Annotated in this window: 25 protein-coding genes; 24 read left to right on the plus strand and 1 reads right to left on the minus strand. The window is 53.2% G+C overall.

From position 1 onward, the window contains the following. The first annotated feature begins 570 nt into the window (after positions 1–570). The 5 genes from KOSB73_RS09565 to KOSB73_RS30810 are packed head-to-tail and all read left to right on the plus strand — an operon-like array spanning position 571 to position 1,953. Positions 571–840, plus strand: coding sequence for an HP1 family phage holin (locus KOSB73_RS09565; RefSeq protein WP_064148566.1), 270 nt, complete (start codon positions 571–573; stop codon positions 838–840). Then, positions 812–1,315 (plus strand): lysozyme, encoded by a 504-nt coding sequence (locus KOSB73_RS09570; protein WP_277421537.1) that lies wholly within the window; start codon positions 812–814, stop codon positions 1,313–1,315. Before KOSB73_RS09565 ends, KOSB73_RS09570 begins: the two co-directional genes overlap by 29 nt. Next, complete coding sequence (locus tag KOSB73_RS09575; RefSeq protein ID WP_098140443.1) at positions 1,312–1,662, plus strand: hypothetical protein; 351 nt, start codon at positions 1,312–1,314, stop codon at positions 1,660–1,662. The genes KOSB73_RS09570 and KOSB73_RS09575 overlap by 4 nt, the downstream gene beginning before the upstream one ends. Next, positions 1,637–1,780: a hypothetical protein gene (locus KOSB73_RS30805; RefSeq protein ID WP_165394149.1), complete on the plus strand. Its 144-nt coding sequence runs from the start codon at positions 1,637–1,639 to the stop codon at positions 1,778–1,780. Before KOSB73_RS09575 ends, KOSB73_RS30805 begins: the two co-directional genes overlap by 26 nt. A 35-nt stretch (positions 1,781–1,815) precedes the next feature. Further along, positions 1,816–1,953, plus strand: a complete 138-nt coding sequence (locus tag KOSB73_RS30810) for a hypothetical protein (RefSeq protein ID WP_087760209.1) — start codon at positions 1,816–1,818, stop codon at positions 1,951–1,953. 67 nt (positions 1,954–2,020) lie between these two features. Here KOSB73_RS30810 and KOSB73_RS09585 read toward each other — a convergent pair whose 3' ends face one another. Continuing rightward, positions 2,021–2,308: a hypothetical protein gene (locus tag KOSB73_RS09585; RefSeq protein ID WP_098140444.1), complete on the minus strand. Its 288-nt coding sequence runs from the start codon at positions 2,306–2,308 to the stop codon at positions 2,021–2,023. Positions 2,309–2,331: 23 nt separating this feature from the next. Here KOSB73_RS09585 and KOSB73_RS09590 point away from each other — a divergent pair, with 23 nt between their 5' ends. The 19 genes from KOSB73_RS09590 to KOSB73_RS09685 all read left to right on the plus strand — a co-directional run bounded on the left by KOSB73_RS09590 (position 2,332) and on the right by KOSB73_RS09685 (position 15,527). Next, the gene (locus KOSB73_RS09590; RefSeq protein WP_098140445.1) at positions 2,332–2,847 is read left to right on the plus strand and encodes a terminase small subunit; all 516 of its coding nucleotides are present in this window, start codon (positions 2,332–2,334) and stop codon (positions 2,845–2,847) included. Then, positions 2,847–4,319 (plus strand): terminase, encoded by a 1,473-nt coding sequence (locus KOSB73_RS09595; RefSeq protein WP_098140446.1) that lies wholly within the window; start codon positions 2,847–2,849, stop codon positions 4,317–4,319. The genes KOSB73_RS09590 and KOSB73_RS09595 overlap by 1 nt, the downstream gene beginning before the upstream one ends. A gap of 12 nt (positions 4,320–4,331) precedes the next feature. Next, complete coding sequence (locus KOSB73_RS09600) at positions 4,332–5,801, plus strand: DUF1073 domain-containing protein (protein WP_098140447.1); 1,470 nt, start codon at positions 4,332–4,334, stop codon at positions 5,799–5,801. After that, on the plus strand, positions 5,728–6,735 hold the full coding sequence (locus KOSB73_RS09605) for a phage minor head protein (RefSeq protein ID WP_098140448.1): 1,008 nt from the start codon (positions 5,728–5,730) through the stop codon (positions 6,733–6,735). Before KOSB73_RS09600 ends, KOSB73_RS09605 begins: the two co-directional genes overlap by 74 nt. Before the next feature lie 25 nt (positions 6,736–6,760). Then, positions 6,761–7,033 carry a hypothetical protein gene (locus KOSB73_RS09610; RefSeq protein ID WP_046878414.1) on the plus strand — a complete coding sequence of 91 codons (273 nt, stop codon included), beginning with the start codon at positions 6,761–6,763 and terminating at the stop codon, positions 7,031–7,033. Positions 7,034–7,085: 52 nt separating this feature from the next. Further along, complete coding sequence (locus KOSB73_RS09615; protein ID WP_098140449.1) at positions 7,086–8,471, plus strand: DUF2213 domain-containing protein; 1,386 nt, start codon at positions 7,086–7,088, stop codon at positions 8,469–8,471. A 3-nt stretch (positions 8,472–8,474) separates the two neighbouring features. After that, the gene (locus tag KOSB73_RS09620; RefSeq protein WP_098140450.1) at positions 8,475–8,915 is read left to right on the plus strand and encodes a hypothetical protein; all 441 of its coding nucleotides are present in this window, start codon (positions 8,475–8,477) and stop codon (positions 8,913–8,915) included. Between the two features lie 11 nt (positions 8,916–8,926). Next, a complete protein-coding gene (locus tag KOSB73_RS09625; RefSeq protein ID WP_098140451.1) occupies positions 8,927–10,006 on the plus strand; it encodes a major capsid protein in 1,080 nt (359 codons plus the stop codon). Positions 10,007–10,015: 9 nt separating this feature from the next. Further along, entirely contained in the window at positions 10,016–10,417 is a 402-nt protein-coding gene (locus KOSB73_RS09630) for a hypothetical protein (RefSeq protein ID WP_098140452.1), read from the plus strand. 2 nt (positions 10,418–10,419) lie between these two features. Continuing rightward, a complete protein-coding gene (locus KOSB73_RS09635; protein WP_098140453.1) occupies positions 10,420–10,797 on the plus strand; it encodes a DUF7370 family protein in 378 nt (125 codons plus the stop codon). A gap of 168 nt (positions 10,798–10,965) precedes the next feature. Next, positions 10,966–11,283, plus strand: coding sequence for a ubiquitination-like system serine protease family protein (locus KOSB73_RS09645; protein ID WP_098140454.1), 318 nt, complete (start codon positions 10,966–10,968; stop codon positions 11,281–11,283). 10 nt (positions 11,284–11,293) lie between these two features. After that, positions 11,294–11,656 carry a hypothetical protein gene (locus KOSB73_RS09650; protein WP_023301678.1) on the plus strand — a complete coding sequence of 121 codons (363 nt, stop codon included), beginning with the start codon at positions 11,294–11,296 and terminating at the stop codon, positions 11,654–11,656. Between the two features lie 2 nt (positions 11,657–11,658). After that, positions 11,659–12,027: a hypothetical protein gene (locus KOSB73_RS09655; protein ID WP_094909228.1), complete on the plus strand. Its 369-nt coding sequence runs from the start codon at positions 11,659–11,661 to the stop codon at positions 12,025–12,027. Continuing rightward, positions 12,024–12,263 (plus strand): hypothetical protein, encoded by a 240-nt coding sequence (locus tag KOSB73_RS09660; protein ID WP_241185166.1) that lies wholly within the window; start codon positions 12,024–12,026, stop codon positions 12,261–12,263. The genes KOSB73_RS09655 and KOSB73_RS09660 overlap by 4 nt, the downstream gene beginning before the upstream one ends. After that, positions 12,260–12,643, plus strand: a complete 384-nt coding sequence (locus KOSB73_RS09665) for a phage tail termination protein (RefSeq protein ID WP_098140455.1) — start codon at positions 12,260–12,262, stop codon at positions 12,641–12,643. The genes KOSB73_RS09660 and KOSB73_RS09665 overlap by 4 nt, the downstream gene beginning before the upstream one ends. A 57-nt stretch (positions 12,644–12,700) precedes the next feature. Next, positions 12,701–13,465, plus strand: coding sequence for an immunoglobulin domain-containing protein (locus KOSB73_RS09670; protein WP_098140456.1), 765 nt, complete (start codon positions 12,701–12,703; stop codon positions 13,463–13,465). 66 nt (positions 13,466–13,531) lie between these two features. Beyond that, positions 13,532–14,221, plus strand: coding sequence for a DUF6246 family protein (locus KOSB73_RS09675; RefSeq protein WP_098140457.1), 690 nt, complete (start codon positions 13,532–13,534; stop codon positions 14,219–14,221). A 315-nt stretch (positions 14,222–14,536) separates the two neighbouring features. Further along, a complete protein-coding gene (locus tag KOSB73_RS09680; RefSeq protein WP_098140458.1) occupies positions 14,537–15,109 on the plus strand; it encodes a hypothetical protein in 573 nt (190 codons plus the stop codon). Between the two features lies 1 nt (position 15,110). Then, on the plus strand, positions 15,111–15,527 hold the full coding sequence (locus KOSB73_RS09685; protein WP_098140459.1) for a type II toxin-antitoxin system YafO family toxin: 417 nt from the start codon (positions 15,111–15,113) through the stop codon (positions 15,525–15,527). Positions 15,528–15,552 lie beyond the last annotated feature (25 nt).

Raw genomic sequence — 15,552 nt, forward strand, 5'->3', positions numbered from 1 at the left:
GAGGTTAACGCCTTGGGCTTTTTGCTTTCCGGCGACACGACAGGGGTATTCGCGAGATGCATTGCATCAGTACCCCTGTCACATCGTCGTAGAGCATTGAAACGAGTTTCATCAGATGTTAAATTTTTGGTGTGGTGAATCCCCCTATGCGGAGGGGCATTGCCAGTCTGATATGTTTTTTTGCGCATTGCGAGTCGTCTGTGGACTGGCGGCGACTTACCGGGAGGCACCCGGCACCACACCTAATAAAAAATGATGATAGCTGTAAGGCCCACTTCGGTGGGCTTTTTCTTTGGGCAAAAAAAAGCCCGCATGGTTTCATGCAGGCAAGGCAGTTACATTTAGATTTTGTCCCGGTATATGTTTTTTTGTCCGGAAGTCGAAAGATACTGTCTCGAATACATTTTGTAAATAACGGATTCAAATCACAAGGCCATGCATTTGCATGGCTTTTTTATTATCAGGTCCCGCGGGAATCATCATCGACACGCTTCGTTGTTAAATCCAGCCCGACGGGCCTGACCCTTTCAAACACACACAGCGCCATCCGTCATCAACGGAGGTGAGGCTATGACCAAAATGAGCACCATTTACAGCAGACTCTCATACGGCACCGGGACCGCATTAACGGGCTGCGGTGTTTCGGCAAAGGCATATGCCGACGTATCGAAAACAGAGGTATGGATTTTGGCCGACAAAGTGGCTGGTATGAGCCTGAGTGACTGGGCGATCGTTGTCGGTATTGCATGCACTGTTATTACCTGCGGCGTGAACTGGTATTACCGGCGTAAGGAACGGGAGGATCGGCTGAATGGCTATGTCACCAAAGTTGAGGAATAGCGTTCTTGCTGCCGTTGGTGGTGGTGCTATTGCGATTGCGTCGGCGCTTATTACCGGGCCAACCGGCAATGATGGGCTGGAGGGGGTGAGATACAACCCTTACCAGGATGTGGTGGGTATCTGGACGGTCTGTTATGGACACACTGGCAAAGATATCATGCTCGGCAAGAAGTACACCGAGGCTGAATGCCGTGCGCTTCTCAGTAAAGACCTGAACGCCGTCGCCCGCCAGATTAACCCTTACATCCAGAAGCCGATCCCCGAAACAATGCGTGGGGCGCTTTACTCATTCGCGTATAACGTCGGCGCTGGCAACTTCCAGACCTCCACACTGCTGCGCAAAATCAACCAGGGCGATCAGAAAGGTGCATGTGATCAGCTGCGCCGCTGGACCTATGCCGGTGGTAAGCAGTGGAAGGGCCTAGTAACGCGCCGCGAGATTGAGCGCGAAGTCTGCGAGTGGAGCCAGAAATGAGTCGCTTAACCGCCATTATCAGCGCAGTGGTTATCCTGCTGCTTTCCTGCATTTTCTCATGGCGTTCTGGATGGAGCTCTCACGCTGACCACATCAACGCCCTGGCAGCGAAGAAGAAAGAGAAAGCCGAAAAAGCCATTCAGCCAGTAGAGAAAAAGGCCGCTGCCGCTACAGAAGAGGGCAAGGTCATCTACCGAACCATAACCCGCGACGTGGTGAAATATGTCAAGTCTCCGAATCGTACTGTGTGCCGGTTTGACGATGATGCTGTGCAGCTGCGCCAGCGAGCTATCGACGCTGCCAACGCCATCCCCGGATTTGATGAGCCCTCCGTGCAAAGCAAGTGACGCAGGGAAGGATACCGACGAAGACCTGCAATCGGACGTCGAAACCGCTCAATGCCTGCGCCAACTGCGGTTGGATAAGTACCGCTGGCAGGCCTACTACCGGGCAATCAGCCAGTAGCAGGAATACATCACCACGCAGTGCCTGAGGTAACGATGCTGATACTCTTCATTCTCCTGTCGATCTGGCTCTGTCGACTGTCGGAGAAGCCTGGCTGGTTTAAGGTCAGCCATATTATCTCAATGCTGGCGCTCGAAGATGAGCATCCGGCACGCAGCAAGGGGCTGCGTTGAGATAAGAGCCTGCATTACTGAAGCCACTCTCTGGAGTGGCTTAGATAATTTTAATTTGCGAAAATGTTTAGATGTCTAGATTGTTGGTCGTGTCTATACCTAATTGTTTGTATATAGATTTGGCATAAGCAGTGTAACCTAGCGACTTAACAAGGCTTTCTACAGACTTATTCTCGATAATCTCATGTTTTAAAAGTACATCATCGTTAGACGTTAGTGTCATGAGCCAATGACCTTTCTCAGTATCATAAACACGCAAAGCTGTGTCTTCTTCCAGGATATGTTCGTAAGCCACTTCTTCACCATTAAATGCAATATCAGGGCCATTTTTAACTTTTAAAGTAACCTTTTCCATTATAAAACCTCATTGAGAAATATATGGCACTCACCGACAAGCAAGAGATGTTCTGTCGCGAGTACCTCATCGATTTAAACGCCACGCAAGCGGCTATTCGGGCGGGGTACAGCGAAAAGACTGCTAACCGCACCGCATCCGAAAACCTGTCAAAACCTGACATCCAGTCAAGAATTGCTGAACTCAAAGCGCAGCGCAATGATCTGGTTGGTGTAAATGCGACATACGTCCTGAATCGTCTTGTTGAGATAGACCAGATGGACGTGCTGGACATCCTGACCGCGACCGGTGAGCTCAAGCCGGTGTCTCAGTGGCCTAAGGTCTGGAGGACGACGCTATCCGGGTTGGATGTTGTCGAGATGTCAGCTGAGGGAAACACAGCCGCGCTGCTCAAGAAGATTAAGTGGCCTGATAAGGTAAAGAACCTCGAACTGATTGGTAAGCACATTGATGTCCAGGCATTCCGTGAGCAGGTGAAAACTGAACACGTTGTCGATTCAATTTCAGACCTTATGGATTCCTTGTCTCAGGGGGCGTAATGAAGCCTGAGCATCTCAAGCTGCTAGCTGATAAAGACTGGCGGCTGAACAATCTTTACTGGATCACCGACAAAGAAGGTAAGCCGACCCGCTTCAGAATGACGCCTGAGCAGCGGGAATACTTCGAGGGTATTCACACCCGCAACATCATCCTGAAAGCTCGCCAGCTCGGATTTACCACAGAGGTGTGTATCATCCAGCTCGACGCTGCTCTGTTCGAGTCGGCAAAGTGCGCGCTGATCGCCCACACGCTGAATGACGCAAAGCGCCTGTTCCGAGAAAAGGTAAAATATGCCTACGATAAGCTGCCGGCCGAGATAAAGGCGGCCAATCCGGCGAGCAACGACTCAGCCGGCGAGCTGGTCTTTAAGAAGGGCGGATCACTCTACGTCAGTACCTCATTTCGTGGCGGCACGCTGCGTTACCTGCACGTTTCCGAGTTCGGGAAGATATGCGCCAAGTACCCGGATAAAGCCCGTGAAATCGTCACTGGTGCGTTTGAAGCGGTATCAACCGGATGCTTTGCTACCATAGAGAGCACCGCAGAGGGTCGTGCTGGTTACTTCTTCGATTACTGCCAGACGGCAGAGAAAGCCTTGTTGCAGGGCAAGCCACTATCTGCGCTGGACTGGAAGTTTTTCTTCTTCTCCTGGTGGAAGAATCCGCAGTACGCAATTGACCTGGTAGAACCGCTGCCAGTACGCCTGATTGAATACTTCGCTGAAATGGAGGCGAAGCACGGCGTAGTAGTCAACGAACGCCAAAAAGCCTGGTACTACGCCAAAGAGAAGACGCTCGGCGATGACATGAAGCGTGAGTATCCGACCATTCCGGCCGAGGCGTTCCAGCAGTCGGTCGAGGGCGCGTACTACGCCAAACAGTTCCGCTGGCTGTACACCAACAAGCGGATCGGCCAAATCCCGGATAACTCACACCTACCGGTGCACACGTTCTGGGATATCGGTGTGGGTGACTCCACGGCGATATGGTTCGTTCGTGAGGTCGGCGAAGAGTTCCACATCATCGACTACTACGAAAACTCCGGCGAGGGGCTGAGGCACTACATGAAGGTGCTGAAAGACCGCGGCTATGAGTACGGCGAGCACTGGGGTCCGCACGACATCGAAAACCGCGAGTTTGCTGCTGATGCGAAGTCACGCAAAGAGCTGGCGCGCGAGGGTTACGAGATTGACGGCCTGATGTATTCGATAAACTTCCGCGTTGTGCCGAAGGCCGGCATTGATACCGGCATTGAGTCGGCACGTGAAATCCTCCCGAAATGTGTATTCGATGAGAAGAAATGCACAGAAGGTATCTCTCACCTTGAGGGCTACCGGAAGGAGTGGGACGACAAGCGCGGCTGCTGGAAAGACAAACCTCTCCATGACGCCACTTCGCACGGTGCCGATAGCTTCCGTTACTTCGCAGTGACGAAGAACAATCGCAAGCAGGTCGGCACAGTATTCTTCTAAGGAGCATCGCCAGTGAGCGAACAAGATAACGGCCTGCAGATGGCTGTGAACAACCTCGCCACTGAAATGAGGCGAGCAAATTACCTGAATGCCATCGGCATCGGTGGCGGGAACACGAAGCGCCCGACGCTTTACCAGGAATTTGGCTACCCGCGCACGATCACCTTCAACGACTTCTACAACATGTACCGCCGCAACGCCGCTGGCTTCGCTGTGGTGCATCGCCTGCTGGATGGTTGCTGGCAGGACTATCCGGTCATAGTTGACGGTGATGAAGCACAGGAGGCGGAGAAAACAAACGCCTGGGAAAAGAAAGTCACCAAGTTCATGAAGAAGCTGTGGCCGAAGGTGAAGGATGCCGATCGCCGCAATATGGTTGGACGCTACTCAGCACTGCTGCTGCAGGTGAAAGATAATAAGTCGTGGAGCGAGCCAGTAGATATCAAGCTGGTGAAATCCTTGGGCGAGTCAGCGCTGGTAAAACTTATCCCGGCATGGGAGCCGCAACTAACAGTCGCCGAATGGGATAACGACCGTCAGTCAGAAACGTTCGGCCAGCCGAAGATGTTCAACTTCAACGAGCAGCCGGTCGGTGATGAGCCTTTTGTCGGTCCGATGCGCGGAGAGCCGGTACACCCGAGCCGCGTTATCTTGTTCTGCGAAGGTTCTGAAGACGACAACGTTCTGTCCGGCATCCCGCTGCTGGAGGCTGGTTTCAACAAAGGCCTCGACCTTGAGAAAGTGTCCGGTGGTGGCGCTGAGGGCTTCCTGAAGAACGCCAGCCGGCAGATCGCGGTCGAGTTCAGCAAAGAGACAGACATGGCCACGCTGGCTGACCAGGCTAAGAAAGCTGGTTATGCCGACCTCGGCGAAGCGATGGGCGACAAGGTCAACAAACTTAACCGCGGCACCGATGCGGCGGCGGTTATGCAGGCCGGGCAGATGCACGTTCTGAGTGTGACGCCCGGCGACCCGGGGCCGACATGGGAGGTCACCGCGAACGAACTGGCGGCGTCAGTGCAAATCCCGTTCACTATCCTGTTTGGACAGCAGACCGGACGACTGGCGAGCGATGAGGATAAAACCGACTGGGCGATTCGCCGCAATACCCGCCGCAACGGCTTCCTGACTGACCGAATCACAGCCTTGCTGGAACGCTTCTGGACCTTGGGCATTATCGATCCGCCGACAAATGGAGAGGTCACCATTTCATGGACAGACCTGCTTGCACCTGGCGAGAAAGAGAAAATCGAGAACGCTTCGAAACTGGCTGATATCGTCCAGAAAACGTCGGGCTTCTATGGTGGCGAGCCGCCATTCACAGCCAACGAACTACGCGAGATTGTAGGGCTCGACCCTCTGCCTGAACCAAAGCATCCACCTAACCCGAATGACAAGGTGACAACCGATGATCCACTGGCCGATGACACCGGAGCAGACGGCAAAGGTGGGGCTGCCGATCGTTCCGCGCAGCAAGGTTGACCCCACGCGATCGGCGAAGCAGGTCAGCGCGATGTTCCGGGATATCGAGGATCGGTATCTCGGCATCAAGCGCGCTCTGAAATCGCTCTTCGACCAGCGCCTGACCGGGAGAGAGCGAGAGGTTAACAGCCATAACTGGCATTTCCTGTGCCACGACCATGGCGAAGATGTGCGGCTCTACCAGGTCAATGCCGGCAAGTTTATCTACGACATGTCAGCGCAGGAGCTGGCCGACCTGCTGGGCATCGTACAGACCATCCTAGACGATTACCTGCTGGAAGGCGGCGAACAAAACCTCTGGGCGATGGATTACGTCGTCGCAGAGGCGCAGCGCGGCATGCTGGAGGCCTTCAACAACCTCTCGCAGCAGTCGCAGGTGTACGCCAGCCAGACGACGCTACAGCAGCTTTTAAACAGCCCCGGTTATCTTAATCAGGTGGCGGCCGCCAGACTGACAACATTTAGCGACTGGAAGGTAATCAGCGACACCGCCCGCGGCGATCTGACCAACATCATCACTGACGCGGTAGTGCGCGGCGTCAATCCTCGCGAGACGGAAAGCGTCATCAGCAAGCGCCTGGACGTAAGTATGTCCAAAGCCAAGACCATCGCTCAGACTGAGCAGGTCGGCGCGCTGCGGCGGGCGCAATGGAACGAAACGGACTGGGCAGCGGATAGGCTTGGGCTGAATACTGGCCTGCTGTGGCTGTCAGCGCTCAAGCCAACGACGCGCACCTGGCACGCCAGCCGTCACGGCAAGGTTTATACCACCGAGCAGGTGCGAGACTTCTACGCCGAGAACGGCAACCGGTACAACTGCTACTGCAGCCAGATTCCGGTACTGCTCAACGACGACGGCAGCATATTCAACGAAGGGCTGGCTGATAAGTTGAAGAAAGAGCGTCAGCAGTGGAAACTGGACGAAGCGGCATGATACAAAATGGTTTTGCGGAGGAATTATGGCAAAGCCAGAAGAGCCGTATCGTAAGTTGATTGTAGAGAGCTTTTACCCAGCCAGCATGTCAGGCAAGAAGGGTAAAGTTCATATCAGGCCGATTCCAGGACAATGGGCGAGCACCTCACTTGCTGTTGAGTGTTCTAAAAAGTTGTCAGATGTGAAGGTTTACCCAATTGGCAGCCAATTTGAAATTACCGCCAAGCTTACCGATAGGGAGGATGGCGGAGAGTACATATACAGCTCATTCCGGTGGGAATTTAAACACATCAAATAGGTCGCTACGGCGGCCTTTTTTATTGCCTGAAATCCACCAATGAGGACCCAGCATGAAACGCAACCGCGTTAACGTGCTGACCGTCGTCAACTCCGCTTCAAACATCACCACTGAAACCATCGACGGCAAGCCACATATTGTGGTTCGCGGCATCACGCCTGTCGTGGACGATATTGTGATGAACCGGAAGTTGTACCCGGCAGCAGAAATAGAAAAGGCCTATAACACGCTTGAGCGTAACCCGATGCCGCTGGGCCACCCAAAGGTTGACGGCAAGCATGTGTCTGCTCGCGATGTCCGGGCGGTGAATGAATATCACGTCGGCGCATGGCTGCAGAACGTCAGCCACAAAGACGGGAAGGTGACGGGCGACATGTACGTCAACCGCCAGTACGCCGAATCCAGCGATAAGGGCAAGCGCCTGATTAACCGCCTGGACGAGATGCTGTCCGGTACCAACTCCGACCCGATCCACATCTCCACCGGCCTGCTCTATTCCGGCATCGCCGCAAATGGCGAATCGAAGGGCAAGAAGTACAACGAGATCGCCACCAACATGATGTTTGACCATGTTGCGGTGCTGCTTGATGAGCCGGGTGCCGGGACTCCAGAGGAGGGCGTGGGCATCTTCGTTAACTCTGAAGGCGATGAACAGCAGATCGAAGTTGCCCGTCTTGCTGACGGTATCGACTGCACCCGCGACGGCCTGCTCAACAAGACCAAATTCTTCTTCACCAATGCCTCCAACTTTTCTTTCGACGACATCTCCCGCGCTATCAGCGACAAGCTGCGCGAGGCTGACACCGAAGATAAGTGGCTTTGGCCTGAAACGGTGTGGCCGGACAGCTTCATCTACCGCAATGACACCAAATACCTGAAACAGAAGTACCTCATCGATGATGACGGCAAGGCCGTGTTCGTCGGCGAACCTGTAGAAGTCGTGCGCAAACCCACTGAGTACGAGATTAAAACCAACGGAGAGAACGATCCGATGAAAGAACTGATTATCAATGCGCTGCAAGCCGCTGGTAAGCCGACTGAAGGAAAGTCCGACGCCGAGCTGATGGACGCATACAACCAGATGAAGGCCGAAGAAGCCACCGCCAAGAAAAAAGGCGATGAAGAAATAGACCAGGAAACCGGCAAGCCCAAGAAAAAAGAGCAGGCCGCCAATAACGAAGAGATGCCAGCGTGGGCGAAAGTTCTTACTGAGCAGGTCACCGCACTTAACAGCCAGATCAATGCCAACTTTGACAAAGAGAAGGGCGAAAAGCGCGCGGCTGTGAAGCTGGCGATGAACATGAGCGACGACGAAGTCGCTGATCTGGACGGTAAGGCGCTCGACGCTATGTACGCCAAGTGCCAGACCTCTTTCGGCCTGAACGGTGCATTCCGCCAGGCAACCAACACCCAATCAGTCAGCGAAATGCCGGAGTAAAAAATGGCTAAAGACGGAAAACACGTAATTCATGCGGGCGGTATCTTCGCGAACCCACAACTTCACCGTGAAGGTGCTGCAGCCGCTGATACGCCCCCCGGAACGATTGGTTTCTTCGACAACACCACGAAGAAATTCACCGCATCTGTGGATGGCAATGAAGCTGCGATCCTCTACGTAGCCAACTATGACTACCTGCGTTGCAAAACGGTAGACGACGTCATCAAGGCTGGTGACTGGGTTGTTGCCTTCCACCCAACTCCAGGCGTTTTCTTCAACGTGCCAGCAGCAGCAGGTACCTACACAAAAGGGCAGCCGCTCTCTGTGGCCAACGGTCGCGTTAAAGCTGCTGGCACTGATGAATCGGTCCGCTGCTACGTAGAAGAAGACCGCTCATACACCATTGCAACGGCAGGTGACCTCCTGCGCGTGGTCATTAAATAAGGAGCACCTGAATGTTTGTATTCTCCACTAAGCAGGCGACCGAAACCGGGAACCTCGAAGCCAACATGGCTCAGTTCAATGAGCTGACGTTCGCTCGTAATTCCAGTGCTCAGGCCGTGGCAGACTTTATTGCTCGTACCCGTGTTCGCGGTGAAGCGGCAAATGCCCCGGTGCTGGACGCAGTAAACGCAGTCGACGATATCCGCCGTCTGTACAAGGCCTATGACCAGACCGTGCTGAAGCAATTCGAGCCGAACACCGAATTCACGCTGCTGAACGACCTGATGCCGCTGTCTCGCTCCGTTCGTCTCGAAGAGTCTGTGTATGAGTACGCTCGCACCGGTGGCCGTGGCTGGGCGCACACATCAATGTCCGGTCAGATTGGTGCTGCGCTGGATGCGAAGTCTTACACTTTCGACGGCACCATGGTGCCAATTCACGACAGCGGCTTTAAGTTCAACTGGCGTGATCCGGTATTCAACAAAGGATCTGCGCTTTCCTCTCTGGCCGATGCGCAGTCTGGATCCGTTGATGATGTCCGTCGCCAGTATGTCGACTACATCTGGGAGGGTTTCCGCGATGCGGCGGGCAACTTCATTAAGTTCGACGATAAAACGTGGAAGGGACTTCGACATGATGAGCGCGTTGCACAGGTAACTCTGACTCTGAACTTTGCAACCAGCACAGATCCAGACGCGATGCGTAAAGCTGCTATTGCTCTTCGAGACGTTCTTAAGCTGCAAAACTTCCAGTACGGTCAGCAGACCTGGTATGTATCGTCCGACATCATTTCCAACTGGGAACAGTATTTCGATACCCAAAACAAAACACGCACTGTGCTTGATGAAATTCTCAAGTTATCGGGCATTGCTGCCGTCAAAGAAGATGCTGAGCTGACCGGAAACGAAATCGTAATCGTGCCGCTGCAGGCTGGCGTGATTGCTCCTATCGTCGGCCAGGCGTTTGGTACCGTCGCCGATCCGCGTCAGTTCTACAACTCAGATTACGTTTGGCGTACCTGGGGAGCTGCTGGTCTGATGGTCAAGCAGGACATCAACGGCCACTACTCTGTTATTCACGCTTCGAGCTAAGGAAAAAACATGGCACTCGTAAAGGTATTGGTAGCAAACCTCTTTGCCGGTGCCAGCCTTCAAAAACTGGAGGCTGGACAGGTTTATGACGTCGATGACTCGATCGCTGAGAAGTGGGTCGCGCAGGGTAAGGCGGAAAAATCAACTGACAAGAAGGGGGAGAAGCTCGTCTTTGAAGTGGCGACACCGTCTGCGCCTGTGGCATCCGGTGCATCCGATTTGCAGTCAAAACTCAATGATGCCCTTGAGCAGCTGAAGCAGGCCCAGTCACACGCTGATGCAAAAGACAAAGAGCATGCTGATGCCCTTGAGCAGCTGAAGCAGGCCCATGCGGCTGAGCTGGAATCGGCGAACAAACGCGCTGAAGAGTCAGAAGCCGCACTGGCAGAAGCAACCAAGAAGGCGAAATAACCATGGCTGACCCAATCACGGCGGCAGACGTGCAGGCGTTCATCGGTGAATTGGGTTATGCCATACCCGGCGCGCTGCTGGACCCGATTCTATGCATGGTGAACAAGATTATCCCGTGCCTCGACGGTGCGGGATATGACGACTGCAGCGCAAAACTCATCCTGATGTATGCCGCTGCGCTCATGGCGACGTCTTCCGGTGCCCGGCGAATCAAATCGCAGGGGGCGCCATCGGGGGCATCGCGCTCGTTCGACTACGGAGATGACGGCATCACCTGGCTGCGCGACTCGCTGGCGAAGCTCGATACCAGCGGCTGCACCAGTGAACTACCAATCAGCGCCGGCAACAGCGTCGGCCTGTTTCTCGTTGTTGGCGGGTGATGATGGTGTGGGTTTCAGTTCAGCAGCGGCTGCCGCGAACGTTCACCCGGGTGTGGGTCATGACCGATACCGGCCAGCAGACCACGGCTTACGTTAACGGCGCGGGGCAGTGGATGATTAACTGCCCTCGCATACAGGCTACGGGCGCAAAAGTGTTGAGGTGGAAAGATGACTGAGCGAGTGAAGAAGGCGAGCGATAACCGGTTATCGTTCATGTGTCCTGGGTGCTGTAGCCGCCATGTAGTGCAGGTTGGCAATGGAGAAGGCCCTCGATGGGGATGGAATGGAAGCGTGGATAAACCGACGCTTACCCCCAGCGTTTTAGTTACTGGCTTCACGCCCAGTGATGACCCAGAACAATTTGATGATGCCACTAAAGACAAGCCGTTCACTTGCCATTCATTTGTGACAGACGGGCAGATTCAATATCTGAATGACTGCACACACAGCATGGCAGGCATGACGGTGCCGCTACCAGAGCTTTGAGGGGTTAGCGATGTCTAGCGTTGCCAACTGGTCATACACCGCGACGGCGACAATCTGGCGGCGCATACGCGATGCTGACGGTAGCGATACCGACGGCGGAGGTCAGCCGTACGGGTGGGAAGCGCCTATCGCTATCCTCTGCGACTACCAGGGCGGTCTCTCTGCGAAAATCGGCGACCTTGGCCGGGAAATTGTGGTTAAAAACACGATATGGACCGAGTACGCAACGGCGCGGGAAGGGGATTATATCCTGATTGGCGCATCAACCGATGCGGCGCCGCCAGATGAAGCTGATGAGATTCGGCAGATCGTCCAGTTTGCAGATACGTTCGAGCGACTGGCGGACGATTTCGCACTGATTACGGGAGTCTGATTATGGGCGCTAAAGTACGCGGCATCCGCCAGGCTAAGGCCAATCTCGACCGCATCATTAAGGACGTGCAGGGGCGAAAGGTTGTGCGAGCGCTGCAGTCGGCAATGCTTATCGGTAGCGCACAGGCAGCACTTTACACTCCGATCGACACGTCAACACTCATCAATAGCCAGTTCCGGGAAATCACTGCTAATGGCGTGAGAGTGACCGGGCGCGTTGGCTATACGGCTAACTATGCGGTGTTTGTTCACGACCCTGAAGTGAAGCAGAACTTCCGGCGCGCGACTGCGCGGAAAGAGTTCTTAACGAAGGGCTTCGAGGATACCCGCAGCCAGATTGACGCGGCTGTTAAGAAGGAGTTGTCATTATGAATCGCGGCACCCTCATTATGAATCGCAACATCCATTTTGCTGGAGATGGTCTTGGTCCTCGAAAAGTATTCGTGAATGGCAACCAAATCGGCGGGGTGTTTTTTGCTGATATCCAGCGCGGAATTGTTCGATATCATCCAAGGCCATTCAGAGCCCATAAACGCCGTAAAGGTGAGCTATACGAGCGTACTCTAAAGGGGCGCGTCGAAGTCGTTCCATGTGGAGAAGGCCAATGACTCCTCCAATGTACATGCGCCTGAAAGACCTGTTTGTGGCTGAAGGGCTCACCGCGGGATTTCGGGTGCAATGGCGGCAATGGAAGGACTCCGGAAAGGATGCCGACCAGTTCATCGTGTTCCGGCCTTCCGGTGGTACCAATATCGAGTACGACCGCGGCGGCGACTGGTATGTGATGGTCGATGTTGTTTCCTCCAAAGCGAATCCCGATGCTGCGGACGCCGCGGTAAACGCCATTGTCGAGTATATCAGCGCGCAATCCGGCGCCGATGATTGCGTAGGCGCGCTACGGATTGTCGGCAATGTACCGGCGCCGATCCCCACCGAAGAGGGCCGGTTAGTAACCCGGCTGCTCGTCTCATGCACATACGGCGAATAATCGTCAGAATCACTAACAGGCTGCCATCTGGCGGCCTTTTTTATTTGAGAGGTACACATGCAAGGCTGTGCTAATGATACCGGCAAGCTGATTGGTAAGGTGGCCGTGCTACGCATGGCTATGGGCTGTGCTGATACCGTTCCGGCCCTTTCCGAATGGAAACGCCTGGGCGCGCTGACAACGAAAGGGTTCGACTACTCCATGAATACCGTCACCTCTGAGGTTGACGATACGAAAGGGTTGGTTGAGAACCTGGTGAACAACATGGATTTCACCATCTCCGGTGAAGGGGAATTCCGTAAGCAGGATAAAACGACTGAAATCGGCGCCATCACTATCTCGAAATATATTTTCGATGAAGTGCAGGCCGGTCGCCAGCCGACGCTGTGGGTACGCTTTGACTTCACTGGTGAAGACGCCGGCACCTACATCATGGGGTATTTCAACACAACCTCATGGTCTGGTGATTTCGGTACCTCTGACATTTCCACCTTCTCCGGGGAATGGAAAGTCTACGACGCTGACACTGTCGTGTTCGAAGTAGCTGGACCGGCGCTGGCATTCACCACGAACCTGACGGCAACCAAGACAGTAGCCGCTGGCTCAGCCCTTAACATGTCGGTAGCGGTAGATGGCGGCATCTCGCCTTACACCTATGTGTGGAAGAAAGACGGCTCTGTCGTCAGCGGGCAAACAACGGCGACCTTCAACAAGGCCAGCGCTGTTTCCGGTGATGCGGGTGTTTACACCTGCGAAGTCACCGATTCTGCATCAACGCCTGTGAAAATCACGTCCTTTGCGTGCGCGGTGACCATCAGCTAACTCCCTGGCTTTTCGTGAATAGTACAAAGGGCGTTCTGCGCCCTTGATACTGTTTATGGAGCGACTATGACCCCGATTAAAGAATTAGGCGAATGCGTTATCGGATTCGGTGACCGGGAATTCTTTTTCCGTCCGTCGTTTCTCAACATGGCGCGCATCGGAGAGCCCGATGAGATTGTTCAGGCGTTCTATGACCTGTGCAATGACGAGGCTACTCCACTAATACAGCGCGCTGCTGAGGCGTATATCCGCGATGAGTACAGCCGCCTTCCTGATTGTGTGCTGCGATATATCCAGAGTGGGCTACTGACACGCAAAGCCATCATGGCTGCGCATACAGTGCTTACAGCTTGCTGTGACGATGATATCGGCGATCTGGTTGGATGGATGAAACCTGCGAAATCACGAAAGCGCGGTTTCGTCTGGCGCCCCGGAAGTATGACGCCGGAAATTATGGTCATCGTCGCGCAAAACCTGATGATGCACGGCATCATCGGCAAAGCGAAGGTGCGCAAGCTGCAGCGTTACGAAACGAACGAGACAACCGCAGAATTCCGCGCAGCCGACTACATCATGGCGGCCCGTAACCATTTCGGCATAAGCCGGGAAGAGGCCGAGAACCTAACGATGACAGAGTTCGCCATGATGATTAACGCCAAATACCCCAATCAGAACGGCTTCACGCGCGAAGAGTACGACACGGTCATGGACGAAGACGATCGCCGCTGGCAGGCGATGATGGAGCAGGAGATATAGAGTACTCAAGAGTGTTTTTATTGTCAGAATGATACTGTGCGTGATCGATAGCACATACCGCACAAAATGCGCGATCGATTTAACCACCTCTAAAACGAAGCCAGGAGCTCTACAAGAGGCGATGATTTGAGGCGTATCCTGGTACACGGCTATTTTGTGCTTTTTTGAGTGACTTTTAAGACCATTTTGAACACGCTAGATTCAACCAAAGGTTGAAGGATTGACCTTGAGGTAATACACTTTGCTAACTTTTAGCATTAGGCTAATTACGATTTTGTGGCATTTAAGTCGTTAAGAGCGGCAGAGGGAATTAGTATGGCTATCAGTCAAGCGATTGCATTGGCTGCGATAACTCAACAAATGAACAAGGTTCAGGATGCTGTTAATAGTGCATTCAAGCCCTTGATTTCTAATGCCTGTGAAATGCCTGCGAGATTGAATGCAGAAGAGTCTTTGCGCAGGTGTACAGCAGTTGTCGCAAGCATCAAGCTGATAGAAGACATGGCAAAAGAAGGTATGCATCACTTGGCTAATGTGCGCTCGGGGGAGATTGATTTAGGGAGCGCGCCTGAAGGGCTCATAGAGACGATGAATGCTTTGGCTGTGGCATGTAAGAATGCTCGCGGTCATGTTGTAGAAATGTTTGCATTTGCTGAAAGTTCTCCTATGTGGAGCGGGCATATCAGCATGCTCAGACCCTTAAAGAAAAAATATGTTAAGGCACTTTCTGCAGCAGAAAACATCGCAAACCAAATGATTACTGAAGTCAAAGAGGCAAAATCAGCGTCCGCCGATGTTGAATCTTTAGATATACGTCGTGACGACGCGATTTCATTAATTAAAACTTCACACATCATGCTGGGGGCTGATTCTCCAAAGTGGATGTGACATGGTAAGAGTCAGTATTACTAGTGGGTTATACCAGCAAGCTGCAGCGCATAGATACGCTAAAATGCTGGCTCAAACCATATCCAATGAAACCCAATACTGGTGTTTTGGTTCACATGGTAGCTTTGAAAGAAGCTACGAAGCTATGGCCGCAAACATCAAGAAGATACATCTTAAACTTCCTGGCGATAAGCCGTGGCCTCCAGAGTACTCGCTGAGCCAGAGAACCTGCGATAATTATTTGGTTTACGCTAAGCATCTTTATAATGACGAACACTACCAGATAGTAGCCATAATCAGCCCTAATGCACATGATCAGATTGATTCATTACTGCCATCGATTATTAAGCTTGTAGAAGATACATTCTCTGAACTTCCTCAAGATGAACTTGATAAGCTAGAGACATACAATGCCTAATCCGCCGGTCGGCGGTTTTTTGTTT

The sequence above is a fragment of the Klebsiella grimontii genome (assembly GCF_900200035.1).
GTDB lineage: Bacteria > Pseudomonadota > Gammaproteobacteria > Enterobacterales > Enterobacteriaceae > Klebsiella > Klebsiella grimontii.